This is a genomic window from Actinoplanes lobatus, from assembly GCF_014205215.1.
Taxonomy (GTDB): Bacteria; Actinomycetota; Actinomycetes; order Mycobacteriales; family Micromonosporaceae; genus Actinoplanes; species Actinoplanes lobatus.
The window spans coordinates 5,519,538-5,534,110 of sequence record NZ_JACHNC010000001.1 but is presented as its reverse complement, the minus strand read 5'-3'; the positions used below and the strand labels follow the sequence as shown (position 1 = coordinate 5,534,110).

General features: G+C 72.5%; 16 protein-coding genes. 3 read left to right on the top strand and 13 right to left on the bottom strand.

The features are described 5' to 3' along the window. Together BJ964_RS25395 and BJ964_RS25390 are read left to right on the top strand one after the other, a co-directional pair. The gene (locus BJ964_RS25395) at positions 1–993 is read left to right on the top strand and encodes a carbohydrate kinase family protein (protein ID WP_188123020.1); all 993 of its coding nucleotides are present in this window, start codon (positions 1–3) and stop codon (positions 991–993) included. Positions 994–1,214: 221 nt separating this feature from the next. Further along, positions 1,215–3,986 carry an AAA family ATPase gene (locus tag BJ964_RS25390; RefSeq protein ID WP_188123019.1) on the top strand — a complete coding sequence of 924 codons (2,772 nt, stop codon included), beginning with the start codon at positions 1,215–1,217 and terminating at the stop codon, positions 3,984–3,986. A gap of 67 nt (positions 3,987–4,053) precedes the next feature. On the opposite strand, the gene BJ964_RS25385 is transcribed toward BJ964_RS25390, so the two are convergent. The 12 genes from BJ964_RS25385 to BJ964_RS25330 all read right to left on the bottom strand — a co-directional run bounded on the left by BJ964_RS25385 (position 4,054) and on the right by BJ964_RS25330 (position 12,954). Next, the gene (locus tag BJ964_RS25385) at positions 4,054–4,401 is read right to left on the bottom strand and encodes a DoxX family protein (RefSeq protein WP_188123018.1); all 348 of its coding nucleotides are present in this window, start codon (positions 4,399–4,401) and stop codon (positions 4,054–4,056) included. Between the two features lie 82 nt (positions 4,402–4,483). Continuing rightward, a complete protein-coding gene (locus BJ964_RS25380) occupies positions 4,484–5,185 on the bottom strand; it encodes a transmembrane-type terpene cyclase (RefSeq protein ID WP_188123017.1) in 702 nt (233 codons plus the stop codon). A 36-nt stretch (positions 5,186–5,221) separates the two neighbouring features. Then, positions 5,222–6,247 carry a prenyltransferase gene (locus tag BJ964_RS25375; RefSeq protein WP_188123016.1) on the bottom strand — a complete coding sequence of 342 codons (1,026 nt, stop codon included), beginning with the start codon at positions 6,245–6,247 and terminating at the stop codon, positions 5,222–5,224. A 10-nt stretch (positions 6,248–6,257) separates the two neighbouring features. After that, positions 6,258–6,800: a VOC family protein gene (locus tag BJ964_RS25370; protein WP_188123015.1), complete on the bottom strand. Its 543-nt coding sequence runs from the start codon at positions 6,798–6,800 to the stop codon at positions 6,258–6,260. 41 nt (positions 6,801–6,841) lie between these two features. After that, positions 6,842–7,633, bottom strand: a complete 792-nt coding sequence (locus BJ964_RS25365) for an SDR family oxidoreductase (protein WP_188123014.1) — start codon at positions 7,631–7,633, stop codon at positions 6,842–6,844. After that, positions 7,630–8,355: a cupin domain-containing protein gene (locus BJ964_RS25360; RefSeq protein WP_188123013.1), complete on the bottom strand. Its 726-nt coding sequence runs from the start codon at positions 8,353–8,355 to the stop codon at positions 7,630–7,632. Before BJ964_RS25360 ends, BJ964_RS25365 begins: the two co-directional genes overlap by 4 nt. After that, positions 8,355–9,434 carry a zinc-dependent alcohol dehydrogenase gene (locus BJ964_RS25355; RefSeq protein WP_203832795.1) on the bottom strand — a complete coding sequence of 360 codons (1,080 nt, stop codon included), beginning with the start codon at positions 9,432–9,434 and terminating at the stop codon, positions 8,355–8,357. The genes BJ964_RS25360 and BJ964_RS25355 overlap by 1 nt, the downstream gene beginning before the upstream one ends. Then, a complete protein-coding gene (locus tag BJ964_RS25350; protein ID WP_188123012.1) occupies positions 9,434–9,814 on the bottom strand; it encodes a cupin domain-containing protein in 381 nt (126 codons plus the stop codon). The genes BJ964_RS25355 and BJ964_RS25350 overlap by 1 nt, the downstream gene beginning before the upstream one ends. Next, a complete protein-coding gene (locus BJ964_RS25345; RefSeq protein ID WP_188123011.1) occupies positions 9,811–10,128 on the bottom strand; it encodes a hypothetical protein in 318 nt (105 codons plus the stop codon). The genes BJ964_RS25350 and BJ964_RS25345 overlap by 4 nt, the downstream gene beginning before the upstream one ends. Beyond that, complete coding sequence (locus BJ964_RS25340) at positions 10,125–10,523, bottom strand: cupin domain-containing protein (protein ID WP_188123010.1); 399 nt, start codon at positions 10,521–10,523, stop codon at positions 10,125–10,127. The genes BJ964_RS25345 and BJ964_RS25340 overlap by 4 nt, the downstream gene beginning before the upstream one ends. Next, complete coding sequence (locus BJ964_RS25335; RefSeq protein ID WP_188123009.1) at positions 10,516–11,763, bottom strand: sedoheptulose 7-phosphate cyclase; 1,248 nt, start codon at positions 11,761–11,763, stop codon at positions 10,516–10,518. Before BJ964_RS25335 ends, BJ964_RS25340 begins: the two co-directional genes overlap by 8 nt. Positions 11,764–11,910: 147 nt before the next feature. Further along, positions 11,911–12,954 (bottom strand): 3-oxoacyl-ACP synthase III family protein, encoded by a 1,044-nt coding sequence (locus BJ964_RS25330; protein ID WP_223149611.1) that lies wholly within the window; start codon positions 12,952–12,954, stop codon positions 11,911–11,913. Between the two features lie 73 nt (positions 12,955–13,027). On the opposite strand from BJ964_RS25330, the gene BJ964_RS25325 reads away from it, so the two are divergent. Beyond that, complete coding sequence (locus BJ964_RS25325; protein WP_203832794.1) at positions 13,028–13,384, top strand: winged helix-turn-helix transcriptional regulator; 357 nt, start codon at positions 13,028–13,030, stop codon at positions 13,382–13,384. Between the two features lie 13 nt (positions 13,385–13,397). Here the strand turns inward: BJ964_RS25325 and BJ964_RS25320 are convergent, their stop codons facing one another. Beyond that, the gene (locus BJ964_RS25320; protein ID WP_188123008.1) at positions 13,398–14,573 is read right to left on the bottom strand and encodes a hydroxymethylglutaryl-CoA synthase; all 1,176 of its coding nucleotides are present in this window, start codon (positions 14,571–14,573) and stop codon (positions 13,398–13,400) included.

The following is a 14,573-nucleotide window of genomic DNA, read 5'->3' as shown; positions in this document are numbered from 1 at the left end:
ATGACCGGCATCTACGTGACCGGGTCGATCGCGACCGACCATCTGATGACGTTCCCCGGCAGCTTCGCCGAGCAGCTCATCGCCGACCGCCTCGACGCCGTGTCCCTGTCGTTCCTGGTGGACGACCTGGTCGTACGTCATGGCGGGGTCGCCGCGAACATCGCCTACGGCCTGGCCCTGCTCGGCCGTCACCCCCGGCTGGTCGGCGCGGTCGGCGCCGACTTCGACGGGTATCGCCGCCGGCTGGAACGCTCCGGGGTGGACTGCTCCGCGGTACACGTCAGCCGCACCGCCCACACCGCGCGGTTCATCTGCACCACCGACGCCCGGCAGTGCCAGATCGCGTCGTTCTACCCGGGCGCCATGGCGGAGGCCGCCACGATCGACCTGGCCGGCATCGTCGGCGCGACGCGGCCCGAACTGGTGATCGTCGCGCCCGACGCGCCGGGCGCCATGGTGCGGCACGCGGCCGCCTGCCGCGAGCACGGGTGGCCGTTCGCGGCGGATCCGTCGCAGCAGATCGCCCGGATGTCGGGCCCCGAGATCAAGGATTTCGTCTCGGGCGCGCACTACCTGATGACCAACGAGTACGAGCTGAATCTGCTCCTGGAGAAGTGCGGGATCCACGAACCGGACCTGCTCGGCCTGGTCGGCACGGTGGTGACCACCCGGGGCGAGCGGGGAGTCCGGATCCGGGACCGGCACGGCGAGACGTCGGTGCCCGCGGCGCCGGTCCCGGCGGTGGTGGACCCGACCGGAGGAGGTGACGCGTTCCGCTCGGGATTCGTCGCCGGGATCGCCTGGGGACTCGCGCCGGGCGACGCCGCCGCGGTCGGATGCCAGGTCGCCGCCTTCGCGCTGCGGCACGAGGGCAGCCAGGAGTACGCCTTCACACCGGAGGCGTTCTGTTCCGCCCTCGCCGAGAACTACCGGGACACCCGGCCCGGCGCGGTGTCCGCCGCCGTGCTGCGGCTCCAGGGAACCGCCGCCTGATCCCGGCCACCCGCGAACCGTCGCCGAAAGGGGGGCTCACCGGAGCGTCCCCCGATTCGGCATTTCATTTTCGGAAAGGCTCCCAACAATTTCGGCGGGTGACTCGTGACACTTTCTCGAAAAGAGAATTTAATCGACGTCCATATATGGGCGAGCTAGGGTTACCGAAGTCCGCAGCGGGCTGCGTTTCATCGGATAAGAACAGTTAATGGGGGATCCGAGTGGCTGTGTTGACCAGGACGCACTATCTCGATGAGTCGCGCCGTCTTGACGATCTTCGCCGGCTCGCCGATCTGGCCGAGACCGGGGCCGCACAGGTGGTGCTGGTGGAGGGATCCGCGGGGGCCGGCAAGACCGCCCTCGTCAACGAGTTCCTGACCGGCCACGCCGGCGGATGGCGGACGATGCGCGCCCGGTGCGGTCAACTGGAGCAGGACAAGCCGTTGAGCACCGTCCGGCAGCTGTTCGAACCGGCCACCCCGGTCGCCGGCCGCCAGGCGCTGCGCGGCGGGCTGCCCACCGCGTACACCGTCCATCACCGGCTGCACCACCAGCTCGCCGAGCTGGCCCGGCAGCAGCCGGTCATCCTCGTCGTCGACGACATGCATCTCGCCGACGACGAGTCGCTGCGCTGGCTCGACTACACCGGCCGCCGGCTGGACGGCCTGCCGGTGCTGCTGCTTCTCACCCGGCGCCCGTCACAGCGCGGCGAGCACGCCGTGGTCCTCGCGGAACTGGCCGCGCACACCGCCTTCACCCGGGTGCGCCTGCCGCCGCTGAGCGTCAACGGGGTCCGGAGACTGGCCGGGACGATCCTGGACCACCCGGTCGACGACCGTTTCGTCCTCGCCTGCCACACCCTCTGCCGGGGCAATCCGCAGCTGGTCCGCGCACTGCTGGAACGGCTGGCCACCGCCACCCCGGTCCATCATCTGGAGGAGGTCTTCCGCCCGGTCCTGCTGGACACCCTGCTGGCGCGGCTGCACCGACAGCCCCGGCAGCTCGCCGCGGTCGCGGCGGCGCTGGCCGTCCTCCCCGAGCACTCCGACCGTGACCTGGTGGCCGAGGTCGCCATGGCCGACGCGCCCGGGATCGAGCACGCGCTCGAACAGCTCGCCGACATCGGACTGTTGCATCCGGACGATCCCGGGCGGCTGAGCGACCCGGGTCTGCGTGACGCGATCCGCGCGAGTCTGAGCCCGGACGAACGCGGCGCCCAGCACACCCGTACCGCCCTGGCCCTGCGCCGGCGGGGGGCCAGCCATTCCGACATCGCCGAGCAGTTGCTCGCCGCCCCGACGTACGGCGAGAAGTGGGTGGTGTGCACGCTCCTGCAAGCGGCCCGGGAGCACATGGCGGGCGGCCGGGCCGGGACCGCGGCCCGGTTGCTGCGCCGGGCGATGCGGGAGCCCCTCGACGGCGAGCAGCGGCTCAACGTGCCGTTGGCGCTGGCCACCGCGCAGATCGAGGCCGGCAGCAACACCGGCGGCATGCACGGGCTGGACGAGGGGATGCGACTGGCCGCCACCCCGCACGAACGCGGCACCGTGGCGGCCCGGCTGGCCTACAGCCTGCACAGCGCGCGCAATCCCTGCGGCACCGCGGAGGCCCTGCACAACGCGATCAACGGCCTGGCCGGCAGCGACGACGAGGCGGACCGCACGCTGACGCTGCAACTGCAGACGCAACTGATGTTCCACGGGTACTGGTGCTCCGCCACCGCACCGGACGCCGCCGCGCTGGCCGACCGGATCAGCCGTACCGTGCCGGGGCGCACCCACGACGAGCAGCAGGCGCTCGCGGTGGCCGCGCTGTGCCGGGCCGCGGCGCTCTCCGCCTCGGCCGAGAAGACGGCCGCCGTCATCGAGCGGCAGCTCACCGCGGGCCTGCACGCGGCGGCTTCCGGTCTGCCCTACTTCCTCTGCGCGCTGACCGCCCTCGGCCTCAGCGACCGGATCGACTTCGCCGAGCACCTGCTGAGCTGGCCGCTGGACACGCCGCGCTGCCTGCACTCCAGCCTGATGGAGGGGCTGGTCTCGCTGGTCCGCGCCGACCTCGCCCGGCGCACCGGAGATCTGGCGGCCGCCCGGACGGCGGGCCGGGACGCGGTACGGATCCTGCGGCGCGCCGACCGCCAAATGCTGTTCAGCGCCACGGCCGCCGCGGGTCTCGCCGACACGCTGATGAGCATGGGGCAGCACGAGGAGGCGGAGGCCCTGCTGCGCGAGTGGCGGGGCGACACCGTACCCGGCACCCAGGGCTGGGCCGCGCTGCTGGTGGCCTGCGGCCGGCTGCGGCACATCCAGGGCGACCACGCCGGGGCGCTGGCGGACCTGCTCGCGTGCAGCAACTTCGTCTCCTGGGCGCCGTGGGCCAACCCGGCGATCCTGAACTGGCGGTCGATGACGGTGATCGCGTACGCCGAGACGGGCCGCTCCCAGGCCGCGCGGCGGCTCGCCGTGCAGGAGCTCGCGCTGGCCCGCAGCTGGGGCGCCGCCACGCCGGTGGGCGCGGCCCTGCGGACGCTGGGCAACGTCACCCCGGGGGCGGACGGGCTGCGCCTGCTGGAGGAGTCGGCCGCGGTGCTGGCCGGGTCGCCGGCCCGCCTCGAACACGCCCGCACCCTGGTCGACCTCGGTACGGCCCTGGCCGGACAGGACCAGCCGGAGCAGGCGCGCCCGCACCTGCGCCGCGGGCTGGACCTGGCCCAGGAGTGCGGCGCGCTGCCGCTGGCCGAGCAGGCCTACGCGGCTCTGGTGGCCACCGGGGCGAGGCCGCGCCGGTTGCGCGGGACGGGCCTGGCCGCCCTCACCCCGACCGAGCAGCGCACCGCGATGGAGGCCGCCCGTGGCTGCTCCAACCGGGACATCGCGGCCCGCCTCTTCGTCAGTCAGCGGGCCGTGGAGAAGGCGCTCACCTCGGTGTACCGCAAGCTCGGCATCGCCGGGCGGCTCCAGTTGCCGGCCGCGATGGAGTCCGCCCCGGGCCACTGAGATCCGCTCTGGAGAGTTGAGGCCGCCACGGCGACGTCCGCCGTGGCGGCCTCGGTGGGCCACCCGCTCAGCTGAGGGTGAGAGCGGTGGCCGCGCCGCCGGCGAGGACGGCCAGCACAGCGGCCGGCAGTCCCTGGGCCGGCTCCTTGGCCCGGGCGTGGGCGATGTAGCCACCGGCCATCAGGAGGGTCAGCCCGATCGCGGCGGCGACACCCAGCGGTTTCCAGGCGAGGCCGATGAGCAGGCCCACCGCGGCGGAGACCTCCAGCACGCCGACGAACCGCAGGAACGGGAACGGGACACCGATCCGCTCCGAGGTCTCCCGGATCGGCTTGGCCCCGAACAGTTTCGCGAGCCCCAGCGACAGGAACACGACGGCGAGAAGGATCGACAGGGTGGTCGAGACGACAGACATGAGACAGCCCTTCGGAGACCAGACGACGGCATCTACCGGCAGGAAGTATAGTAACTTCTTTTTTTGCAGTGACTAGACCCGGTCATACCGTACGCCAGATCGGCCGGCCCTCCTTCACGAAGGCGCGGTGCAGCATCACGATGTAGAGGATGTCGAGCACCACGGTGGTGGCGAAGAGCACCGGGAACAGCAGCCGGTCGGGATAGTTGGCGATCGCGAGGACCGTGGCGGCCGCGTTCGCCACCAGCTTGAGCACCGCGATGTACATCGTCTGCCCGTCCGTCGAACCGCGGCGCAGCAGCATCCAGATGAAGGCGTAGCTCAGGAAACAGTCGAGGAGCAGGGCCGGGTACAGGAAGTCGCCGCCCAGGTCGTGCGGGAGCGCGTACATGAACCCGAACCCGAACGCGAAGAGGCCGGCGACGGACCAGCGGTAGACCGCCGGCGGGACCCCGGGGAAGTCGCGCCGGCCGAACCTGATCGCCTGGTAGACGATGACCAGGTCGATGGCGAACCAGAAGACGTTGATGGTCCAGTTCGCACGGTCCACCGGGAACACCCAGGTGAACATCGTCTCCCAGCCGATGTTGCCGGCGAGCGCGAGCAGCGGGATGCCCAGGCGCCCGTCCTTGAAACCGCGCCGGATCGCCATCAGGTAGATGGCCGACCAGCCGACCGCGAAGACCAGCTGGAGGATCGTCTGCACGGTCAGGTCGATCTCGTGTTTGGGCGCCAGCGCCGGCACCGGGTCACCGGCGGCGAGCAGCGCTTCCCATTGCGGCATGCGGAGAGACCTCTCGTGAAGGAAGCGGGACGGGGGTCAGGCCCGGCGACGGACGCCCGCGATCAGGACGATGAACAGCAGCAGGTACGCCACCAGCAGGGCGCCCACCAGCGGGTCGCCGCCGGCCTGGATCAGCACGCCGAGCGTCGCGGCGAAACCCGTGGAGGCGGCGTGCAGCGTGGCCCGCAACGCCACCGCGTTGCTGCGTGCCGGGTCGCTCAGCGGATCGTCCAGCAGACCCCGCACCAGCCAGTACGCCAGTGGCGCGGTGAGCAGCACGGCCACCCCCACCACCGGCGGCAGGGCGCCCGCGACCGTCACCACGATCAGCAGCAGGTACGCGGCGACGTTCAGCACGGCGATCAGCCCGACGGCGCGCCGGGGACCCAGCCGGTTGGGCACCGTGTGCTTGCCGACCGCGAGGTCCGCCTCGTGGTCGCACAGGTTCATCACCATCATGCGGGCGCTCATCACCAGGAAGAGCGGTACGCACACCGCCGGCAGCTCGACCGGGATGCGGCCCGCCTGGAGGTAGCACACCAGGCCCGGGGTGAGCAGGGTGAGCACGGCGGCGGTCGTCACCTCGCCCAGCGCGCGGTAGTTCAGCCGGACCGGCGGCGCGGTGTAGAACCAGGCGAGCGCCAGGATCAGGACGGCGGTCAGCCGGCTGCCCGCCGACGGCATCAGGGCGGCCACCGCCGTCATCGCGAACAGTGCCACGAACGCCGCCGAGAGGCTGGCCATCGGGGTCAGCAGGCCCTGGGTCAGCACCCGGCTGCCCCCGGTCCAGGCGGTCGGCGAGGCGTGCGCGGTGTCGGCGTCCCAGTCGAAGTACTCGTTGCAGAAGTGGGTCATCAGGTGGGTGCCGGAGATGAAGACCTGGGCGAGCAGGTACTCACGCCACCGCAGCCCCTCCCCCGCCAGCGCGGCCAGCCCCATCCCGAGCGCCACCGTGATGAGGCTCTCCAGCAGGAACTTCAGCCGGGCCAGCCGGATGAAGGCGAGGATCACCTCCCGGCGGGACCGGGGCGGCGCGGCCCGCTCGTTGTCGACGGCGGTCATCCGCGGCGCCTCAGTCGTTCCAGGTCGCGTCTACGGCGGCGAGCCGGTCGGGCACCTGGGCCTCGTACGGCATGCCGGCGGGCATGTTGAGGACCTCCATCTGCAGGCCCCACGGCGTGGTGAAGTAGACCCACCGGTCCCCGGCGATGACCCCGTCGGTGATGGTCTGCGGCTCGCCGAGGATCCGCACCCCGGGCTGGGCGCGCAGGTACTCGACGGCGGCGTCCACATCGTCGACGTGGATGGCGAGGTGGTGGCCGCCCCAGTCGCTGTTGCGCGGGAGCCTGCGGTTCTGGCCGGGCGCGTCGTACTCGAAAAGCTCCAGATTGGTCGACGGCCCGAGCCGGAGCATCGCGATGTGGGCCGAGGCCTTCGCGTCGACGTCCAGCTGGCGCGTCATCCAGTCGCCGGTGGTGTCCTCCACCGGCCCGAGGCGGTAGAGCAGCCGTGCGCCGATCACGTCGACGAAGAACCGGACCGCCTCGTCCAGATCCGGCACCGTGTAGGCGACGTGGTGCACGTACCCGGCGCCCGGAATTCCCTGTGCTGCCATGCTGGTGGTCTCCTTCGTGGATGCGGTGCCGCGGGTGCGGCTCAGTTGCGCCCGGCGTAGCGCGCGTTGGCCACGGCGGCCATCAGCGAGAGGCCGCCGTCGACGGTGATCAGGGCGCCGGTCAGGTAGGCGGCGCCGGGCCCGGCCAGGAAGGCGATGAGCTCGGCGACCTCGCGCGACCGTCCGGGCCGGCCCAGCGGGATCTCCGGCCGGGCGACCTCGGCGGCGTCGACCTCGTCGGGCACGCCGTTCATCGGCGTGGCCGTCTCGCCCGGGCTGACCGCGTTGACGGTGATGTCGTGTCCGGCCAGCTCCAGCGCCATCACCCTGGTGAGCATCGACAGCCCGCCCTTGGCCGCGCAGTAGGTGGCGCCGCCCGCGATCGGAATCGTGTCGTGCACCGAGCTGACGTTGACGATCCGGCCGCCACGCCCCTGCCGGACCATGTGACGGGCGGCGACCTGGGCGCAGCCGAACGGTCCGGTGAGGTCGACGGCGAGCACCCGCTGCCAGTCCTGGAGGGTCTCCTCCAGGAACGGCGCACGCCGGTTCACGCCCGCGTTGTTGACGAACACGTCCACCCCGCCCAGCCGTTCGACCGCGGCGTCGAGGGCCTCCGCCGCACCCGCCGGATCGGCCAGGTCCTGCGCGAACACCAGGGCGGCGGCGCCGCGGGCGGCCACCGCCTCGGCGGTCTCGTGGGCGGCCTTCTCGTTGGCCCGGTAGCCGATGCCCACGTCGAAACCACGTCCGGCGAGGACGGTCGCCGTGGCCCGGCCGATGCCGGAGCTGGCGCCGGTCACGATCGCGATCGGTCGTCGCTTGTCACTCATGCGTTCGCCTTCCGGGACATCAGCTGGTATCCGGCCGTGTCGAGGTCACCGGCGCCGAGGTAGCCGTAGACCGTGCGGGTGATCACGCCGGGTGAGGTGCGGTAGCCGTGCCATTCGCCGGCCGGCACGTACACCAGGTCGCCGGGACCCACCGGCACCGGGCCGGACTCGGTCAGGTGCTCGCCACCGCCGGACAGGACCAGGAAGTACTCGTCCGCGGACGGATGACGGTGCAGGTCGTGGCTGCCGCCGGGGGTGAACGTGGAGGTGGCCACGACGAGGCTCCGGGCGCCCAGCGTGGCGGCGGTGACCAGCCAGCGCACCCCCATGTCGGCGAAGCCGTCGAAGCCGGTCAGCGCGTCGCCGTGCGGCCGGGCGTCGAGCGTGAACCGTCCGGCCGGGGCCGTGGCGGCGACCGTGCCGGGGGCGGTCTCCCCGCCCTGGACCAGGAGCAGCGTCGCGCCGGCCGGACCGGCGGTCACCCGCCACCGGCCGCCGGGAGCGGCGGCGAACATGCCGTCGCCGGGGCCGAGCGGCTGGTCGCCCGCCTCGTCGTGCCAGCGCGCGCCGCCCTCCCGTACGAGCACCGCGGTCTCGGTCTCCGGCATGCCGGAGGCGACCGCGCCGGGGGTGAGCCGGTGCACCGCGAGCGAGCCCCGCGCCCCGGCGACCAGCCGCCGCATGCCTTCGCCGGCGTCGTCGTGCGTGTGGATCAGGCGCATCACCGGTCCCCTTCCCACTCGGTGAGGTCCAGCAGCACCTTGGGCGGCCCGGACCGGGCGCTCTCCATGAAGGCGAACGCCTCGGCCGCGGCCCCGGCCGGGAACGTCGCCCCGATCAGCGGGTCCGCCGTGAGCGCGCCGGTCGCGAAGAGCTCGATCGTGCGGTCGTAGTGGTCGAGTCCGTGCTGGATGCCGAGGACGGAGACACCGCGCAGCGCGACGGACCCGGCGACCACTCCCACGGTCGGCTCGTTGGCCACCCCGATGACCCCGACCCGCCCACCCGGCTCGACCAGGTCGAGCGCGTGGGCGAACGCCTCCGGGGCCCCGGAGGCCTCCACGACCAGGGAGTACGAGCCGGCGGTCGTCTCGCCCACCGGTATCGCCCGGTCCGCGCCGCAGCGGACGGCCAGCGCCAGCCCGGCCGGGTCCACGCCGACGGCGTCCACCTCGCCGGCCACCCGGCGGGCGAACTGCACAGCGAGCAGGCCGATCGTGCCGGTGCCGAGGACGGCGACCCGGTCGTAGAAGGAACAGCCCGTACGCGCGAACGACTCGACCACCGTGACCGCCGGCTCGACCAGGGCCGCGGTCCGGTCCGGCACCGCCTCGGGCAGCCGGGCCAGGGCGTGCCCCGGGACCCGGATGTACTTCGCGGCGGCGCCGTCGAGCCCGTACAGCCCGACCTCGCGCATGCGCCGGCACAGTCCGCGCCGCCCGGCCCGGCAGCGGGCGCAGCCGCCGCACGGCACCATGGTCTGACCGGCCACCCGGTCGCCCGGCCGCCAGCCGGTGCCCGGATCGGCGCTGACCACCCGGCCGCACCACTCGTGGCCGAAGATCAGCGGGGTGGCCGCCCGGCCGTCGGCGAGGTAGCTCGACGTGCCGTGGAACAGCTCCAGATCGGTCCCGCAGATCCCGACATGTCGCGGAGCCACCAGGACGGTGCCCGGCAGCGGCTCCGGCACCGGCACCGAGGCCGTTTCCAGACGTCCCGGGCCGACGATGGTGACCGCTTCCATCGAGCCGGACGGCCACCCGGCGGAAGGCTCGGTGCGGACCTCGCTGAGCAGCGACATCACAGCCTCGGCTTCCGGCCGGGCAGCCGTGCGCTGACCGGTTCGGGCAGCACGGCGATCCACAGCAGTTCCAGGCCGTCGTCACCGCCGCGCAGCCGGATCCGGCGCTCCTGCGGGGTGAGCACGGCGTCGCCGGCCGCGATCGGCCGGGGCCGGGGGCCGCCGTCGAAGAGCTCCCCGGCGCCGTCCACGACCAGCCAGACGCTCTCCAGGCCGGAGCGGCCGGTCAGTGCGAACTCGGTGCCGGGCGCCAGCCGCAGATGGTCGATGGACTCGCACTCGCTGTGCAGCATGCCGCGCCTGGCCAGGCAGCGCCAGTCGATGCGCTCGCCGGTCCGCGCCACGGTGCGGGAGCCCCGCGCGGTACGGGTGACGATCATCGTGCCGTCTCCGGGACGGCCAGGACGACGGCGAAGTACTCGATCCCGCCCGTACCGGCGGTGATCCACAGTTCCGTCTCCAGCGGCACCGTCACCGACACCCCGCTGGTCAGAGCCGCGGTGGTGGCGCCCGAGCGCGCGTCGCCGTCGCCGTCGAGGACGAAGAGCGTGGTCTCCGTACCGGGGCTGGAGAGCAGCCGTTGCTCGCCCGCCTCCAGCCGCACCCGCCGGATGCCGCGCACCGGCCCGCCGAGGACGCCGGCCGGGTCGACCTCGCCGGGCTGTTGAAGACCGATCACCTGTGCACGGCTCATCCCGCCTCACTCCCTTCGCTCAACACCGCTGCGGTGGCGGGTGTCGACATCTCCACGACCAGCCAGGCGAGGTCGTCCTCGCCGACGTTGCGCAGCCCGTGCGTCACCCCGGCGCCGGTCAGGATCAGGGACCCCGCCGTCACCCGGGTCGCCACGCCGTCGAGGAGGATCTCGCCGGTACCGGACAGCACGAAATAGATCTCCTCGGTACGGGTGTGCAGGTGTTCCCCGCTCACGCCGCCGGGCGGCAGGCACGCCCACTCGATCGCCTCCCAGCCGGCGGACAGCCCGGCCCGCCGGGCGAGGCACTTCCACCGGGACGCGCCCTCGGTGCCGTGCACCCCGTAGACCACCGACGGATCCGACACGTCGGCGACCACCACCCCGTCACGCATGGGCACGCTCCATCTCCCGTAGGTCCTCCAGCGCGCGGGCGAGCTCGCCGAGGGTGACGTCGTTGGCGAACGCGGCCGTGCCGATCCCGGCCGGCAGGGGCAGCCGTTGCAGCCCGTCCCGGTGCCGGATGGTGCTCTCCATGGCCTCCACCAGCAGCGGCCAGTCGACGGCGGGGTGGTCCACCGGGAGGTCGAGCGCGCGCATCAGCCGCAGGACGCGACCGCTCTCCTCCGGGCCGACCGAACCGCGCCGGGCGGCCAGCATGGTGAACAGGGCCATGTCGATCGCGACCGCCTCGCCGTGCAGCAGCTCGGGCAGGGCGACCATCTCGATGCTGGGGCTGATCGAGTGCCCGAAGTCGACGAGCCGGTCCAGCTGCTGCTCCTTGAGGTTGGGGGCCAGCTCGTGCAGCATCCCGGCGATCGCCCGGTCCAGGACCTCGTCCGCGGCCCGCCGGCCGGTCTCCGTCGTGCCCTGGAACCGCTCGTCGATCAGGAGCTGACCGTGCGTCTCCAGGAGGTCGAACAGGCGCGCGTCGGTGACCAGGGCGATCTTCAGGATCTCGGCGAGGCCGTTGCTGAGATGGCGGCGGTCCAGCGTCGCCAGGAACGACCGGTCCAGCAGTACGGCGGCCGGCGCGAAGTAGGTGCCGAGCCGGTTCTTGTGGGCACCGTGGTTGACGCCGGTCTTGACCCCGATCCCCGCATCGATCAGCCCGACCAGCGTGGTCGGCACCCGGACGTGGGGGGTGCCCCGGCGGTACAGGCTGGCGGCGAGACCGGCGATGTCCAGCAGGACCCCACCGCCGATCGCGATGATCGGCTCGCGCCGGCGGCTGATGCCGAAGTCGTCCAGCGCCGACACCAGCCGCAGGACCGCCCGCATCGTCTTGGTCTCCTCGGAGACCCGCAGCCGCAGGATGCGGTGCTGGACCTGGTTGCGGGTGAGGTAGTCGCGCACCCGGTCGCCGTAGTGGTCGGCCACCCGGTCGTCGATGACCACGAAGCGGCGCGCCGGGCCGCCTGAACCGCCGGCGGCGTCCAGCAGCGCGGGGTTCTCCGGGTCGAGCAGGCCGTCGGCGAGCTGGACCTCGTAGGCGAACTCGTCCGGAGCCGTCACCGACCAGCTCCGCACCTGATACACCGGGGTGTCGCGCCCGTTGCGGCCCGCCACCAGCCTCTCGGACGCCACGACGGAACCGCTGCTGCCCGTCACGGTGATCGGTCCTGGGTCATTCATCGCCTCTCCCGTATATGCCCCGTGGTGATGCTCCGAGTCTCGGTTCGCATTGCTGGCCCAACAAGATCACCGTCTATTCTGTTCGGGGATCGGTTCGGGTGGCCGTACCGTTTCCCGGCCTTTCGAAAGAATGGGAATCGCTTGTCCTCACCAATGCAGGACGCTGATCCCGGTCGCCATTCCGCCACCGAAGCCGGCGAGCAGCACCACGTCACCGGCTCGCAGCCGGCCGGACCGGTTGGCGTGGTCGAGCGTGATGGGGATCGAGGCGGCGCCGGTGTTGCCGTAGCGCTCGACGGTGCGGTGCAGCACCGCCCGTGGCAGGTCCAGGTGCGGCAGCAGGCTGTCGAGCATCCGCCCGTTGGCCTGGTGCGGGACGACGTGATCGATGTCGTCCGGGGACAGCCCCGCGTCCTTGAGGAACCCGGCGACCGCGGGCGGCAGGTGGTTCTCGACGAACTCGCGCACCGCCCGGCCCTGCATGGTGAAGTGCTGGAGGCCGGCGGCGAGGGCCTCGGTGGTCAGCGGGGTACGGCTGCCGCCGCCGGGCACCCGGATGAGATCCGCGTACTCGCCGAAGCTGGCCAGCTGGTCGGCCACCATGCCCCGCTCCGGCGGGACGTCGCCGAGGACCACGGCTCCGGCCCCGTCGCCGAAGAGTGTGCTGGTACGCCGGTCGGTGCGGTTGAGGATGCGCGAGTAGACGTCCGCACCGATCACCAGGGCCCGGCCGCCGGCGGTCTGTGCCAGGAAGCGCTGCGCCACCGAGAGCGCGAAGACGAACCCGCTGCACACGGCGTTGATGTCGAAGGCGGCGGCACCGGTGGCGCCGAGCGCGCCCTGCACCAGCGAGGCGGTCGACGGCTGGGGGTAGTCCGGCGTCGAGGTGGCGACGATGATCAGCTGGAGGTCCCCGGCACGCACCGCCGCCTCCTCCAGCGCCCGGCGGGCCGCGGCGATCGCCAGGTCGGACGTCGCCTGGTCGGGTGCGGCCCGGCGGCGGCTGAGGATGCCGGTCCGTTCGCTGATCCACGCGGCGTCCACTCCGGCCGGTCCGGCGACCTCGTCGTTGCCGATCTCGGTCTCCGGCAGGTAGGAGCCGGTCGCCAGGATCCCGATCGATACCCGGCCCGGCAGCCGGACGGTCGTGCCGTGCCGGGGCGTCATGTGCTCTGCCGACAGGATTCCCATGTCTCCCCCTTGTCGCGGTCGTACGGTGTCCGGGTCCTCGGGTGCAACGGCGCCACCGGGGTAACCTGGGCGGGTGGATGCCGGTCATGACGAGTGCGAGAGCGTCAGCGACGCCCTGACGCAGGTCTTCGCCGTGCTCGGCAAGCGGTGGAACGGCTTGATCCTGGCGATCCTGCTCGGCGGCCCCGCCCGGTTCGGGCAGCTTCGCCAGGCGGTTCCCGGCATCGGCGAGCGCATGCTGGCCGCCCGGCTCGCCGAGTTGACGGAGTCCGGCCTGGTGGTGCGTGAGGTGCTGGAGGGCCCGCCGCTCGGCGTTCAGTACCGGTTGACCGCCAAAGGCGCGGCGCTGCGGCCGGCGTTGCAGGAGCTCGACCGCTGGGCCCACGACCACTTCATCGATCAGCCGGAGCAGGCGCCCGCCCGCTCCTGACGAAGGCGCCCGGTCACCGCTGCTCGTAGAGGCGCTTGTGGCCGGCGATCCCGGCCAGGCGGTAGGGGCCGGTGGTCTCCCTCGGCACGGGGTGGTTCCCGCCGTCGACCGGGAAGGAATGGTCATGGATCTCCCGGTACTTGGCGTAGCCGATCTCCTGCCGCCGGTCGATCGCCTCCCGGTGCATGTCGGTACGCAGGTGTGAGCGGTACCCCGGCACCACCGTGCCGGCGAAGAACTCGGCGACGCTGCCGGAGCCGTAGCTGAGGAAACCGACGGTCCGGTCGGTCAGGTCGTCGGCGTTGTCGAGCAGCGAGGCGAGCGCGAGGTACACCGACGCGGTGTAGCTGTTGCCGATGACGGCGTTGTAGCCGGTCGTCTGGCCGATGGCCCGGGTGATCTCGCCGTCGTCGACGTCGTACCCGCAGTGGTCGAGCAGGTGCCGGTGTGCCTTGTAGGCCATCTTCGTGAACGGCTGGTGGTAGCAGAACGCGGTGAACTCGTCGAGCGAGCGGCCCCCTCGCTCGGTGTAGTCCTTCCACGCGCCCTCCACCGCCTGGAGGTAGGCGGAGATGGACTCCTGCCCGTCGACCAGGGCGGTGGTGCGGTAGTTCGGGCGCCAGAAGTCCATGATGTCGGCGGTGAACATGCCCGAGGGGTTCTCGATCCGCATCAGCGCGGGCTCCGCGCTGACCAGCATGGCCACCGCGGCGGCCCCCTGGGTGGCCTCGCCGGGCGTGCCCCGCTCGTACTTCGAGACGTCACTGGCGATCACCAGGACCTGCTCGGAACGGTCCCGGTGGACCAGTCCGAGCGCGAACTGGAGCGCGGCGGTGCCGCTGTAGCAGGCCTGCTTGAGCTCGACGACCCGGGCGCCGGCCGGCAGGCCCAGCAGCGAGTGGACATAGATGCCGGCGGCCTTCGCCTGGTCGATGGACGACTCCGTGGCGAACAGGACCGTCCGGATCTGGTCGGCGCCGTGCCGGGCGACGACGGGCGCGGCCGCCGCGGCCGCCATCGTCACGATGTCCTCGTCGACGGCGGGCACGCTCATCGACCGCTGGCCGATGCCCTTGTGGTACTTGGCGACGTCGGCGCCGTTCTCGGCGGCCAGCGTCTCGTGCGTCAGAACGTACTGGCCGGTCGCTGCCGAGAAGTCGTGCAGGCCGATGGCGAAATCCGCGGACAT

Coding starts and splice junctions, on each gene's coding strand:
- BJ964_RS25395 (WP_188123020.1), top strand. CDS start 1: ATGACCGGCATCTACGTGACCGGGTCGATCGCGACCGACCATCTGATG.
- BJ964_RS25385 (WP_188123018.1), bottom strand. CDS start 4,401: ATGTCTGTCGTCTCGACCACCCTGTCGATCCTTCTCGCCGTCGTGTTC.
- BJ964_RS25380 (WP_188123017.1), bottom strand. CDS start 5,185: ATGCCGCAATGGGAAGCGCTGCTCGCCGCCGGTGACCCGGTGCCGGCG.
- BJ964_RS25375 (WP_188123016.1), bottom strand. CDS start 6,247: ATGACCGCCGTCGACAACGAGCGGGCCGCGCCGCCCCGGTCCCGCCGG.
- BJ964_RS25370 (WP_188123015.1), bottom strand. CDS start 6,800: ATGGCAGCACAGGGAATTCCGGGCGCCGGGTACGTGCACCACGTCGCC.
- BJ964_RS25365 (WP_188123014.1), bottom strand. CDS start 7,633: ATGAGTGACAAGCGACGACCGATCGCGATCGTGACCGGCGCCAGCTCC.
- BJ964_RS25360 (WP_188123013.1), bottom strand. CDS start 8,355: ATGCGCCTGATCCACACGCACGACGACGCCGGCGAAGGCATGCGGCGG.
- BJ964_RS25355 (WP_203832795.1), bottom strand. CDS start 9,434: ATGTCGCTGCTCAGCGAGGTCCGCACCGAGCCTTCCGCCGGGTGGCCG.
- BJ964_RS25350 (WP_188123012.1), bottom strand. CDS start 9,814: ATGATCGTCACCCGTACCGCGCGGGGCTCCCGCACCGTGGCGCGGACC.
- BJ964_RS25345 (WP_188123011.1), bottom strand. CDS start 10,128: ATGAGCCGTGCACAGGTGATCGGTCTTCAACAGCCCGGCGAGGTCGAC.
- BJ964_RS25340 (WP_188123010.1), bottom strand. CDS start 10,523: ATGCGTGACGGGGTGGTGGTCGCCGACGTGTCGGATCCGTCGGTGGTC.
- BJ964_RS25335 (WP_188123009.1), bottom strand. CDS start 11,763: ATGAATGACCCAGGACCGATCACCGTGACGGGCAGCAGCGGTTCCGTC.
- BJ964_RS25330 (WP_223149611.1), bottom strand. CDS start 12,954: ATGGGAATCCTGTCGGCAGAGCACATGACGCCCCGGCACGGCACGACC.
- BJ964_RS25320 (WP_188123008.1), bottom strand. CDS start 14,573: ATGTCCGCGGATTTCGCCATCGGCCTGCACGACTTCTCGGCAGCGACC.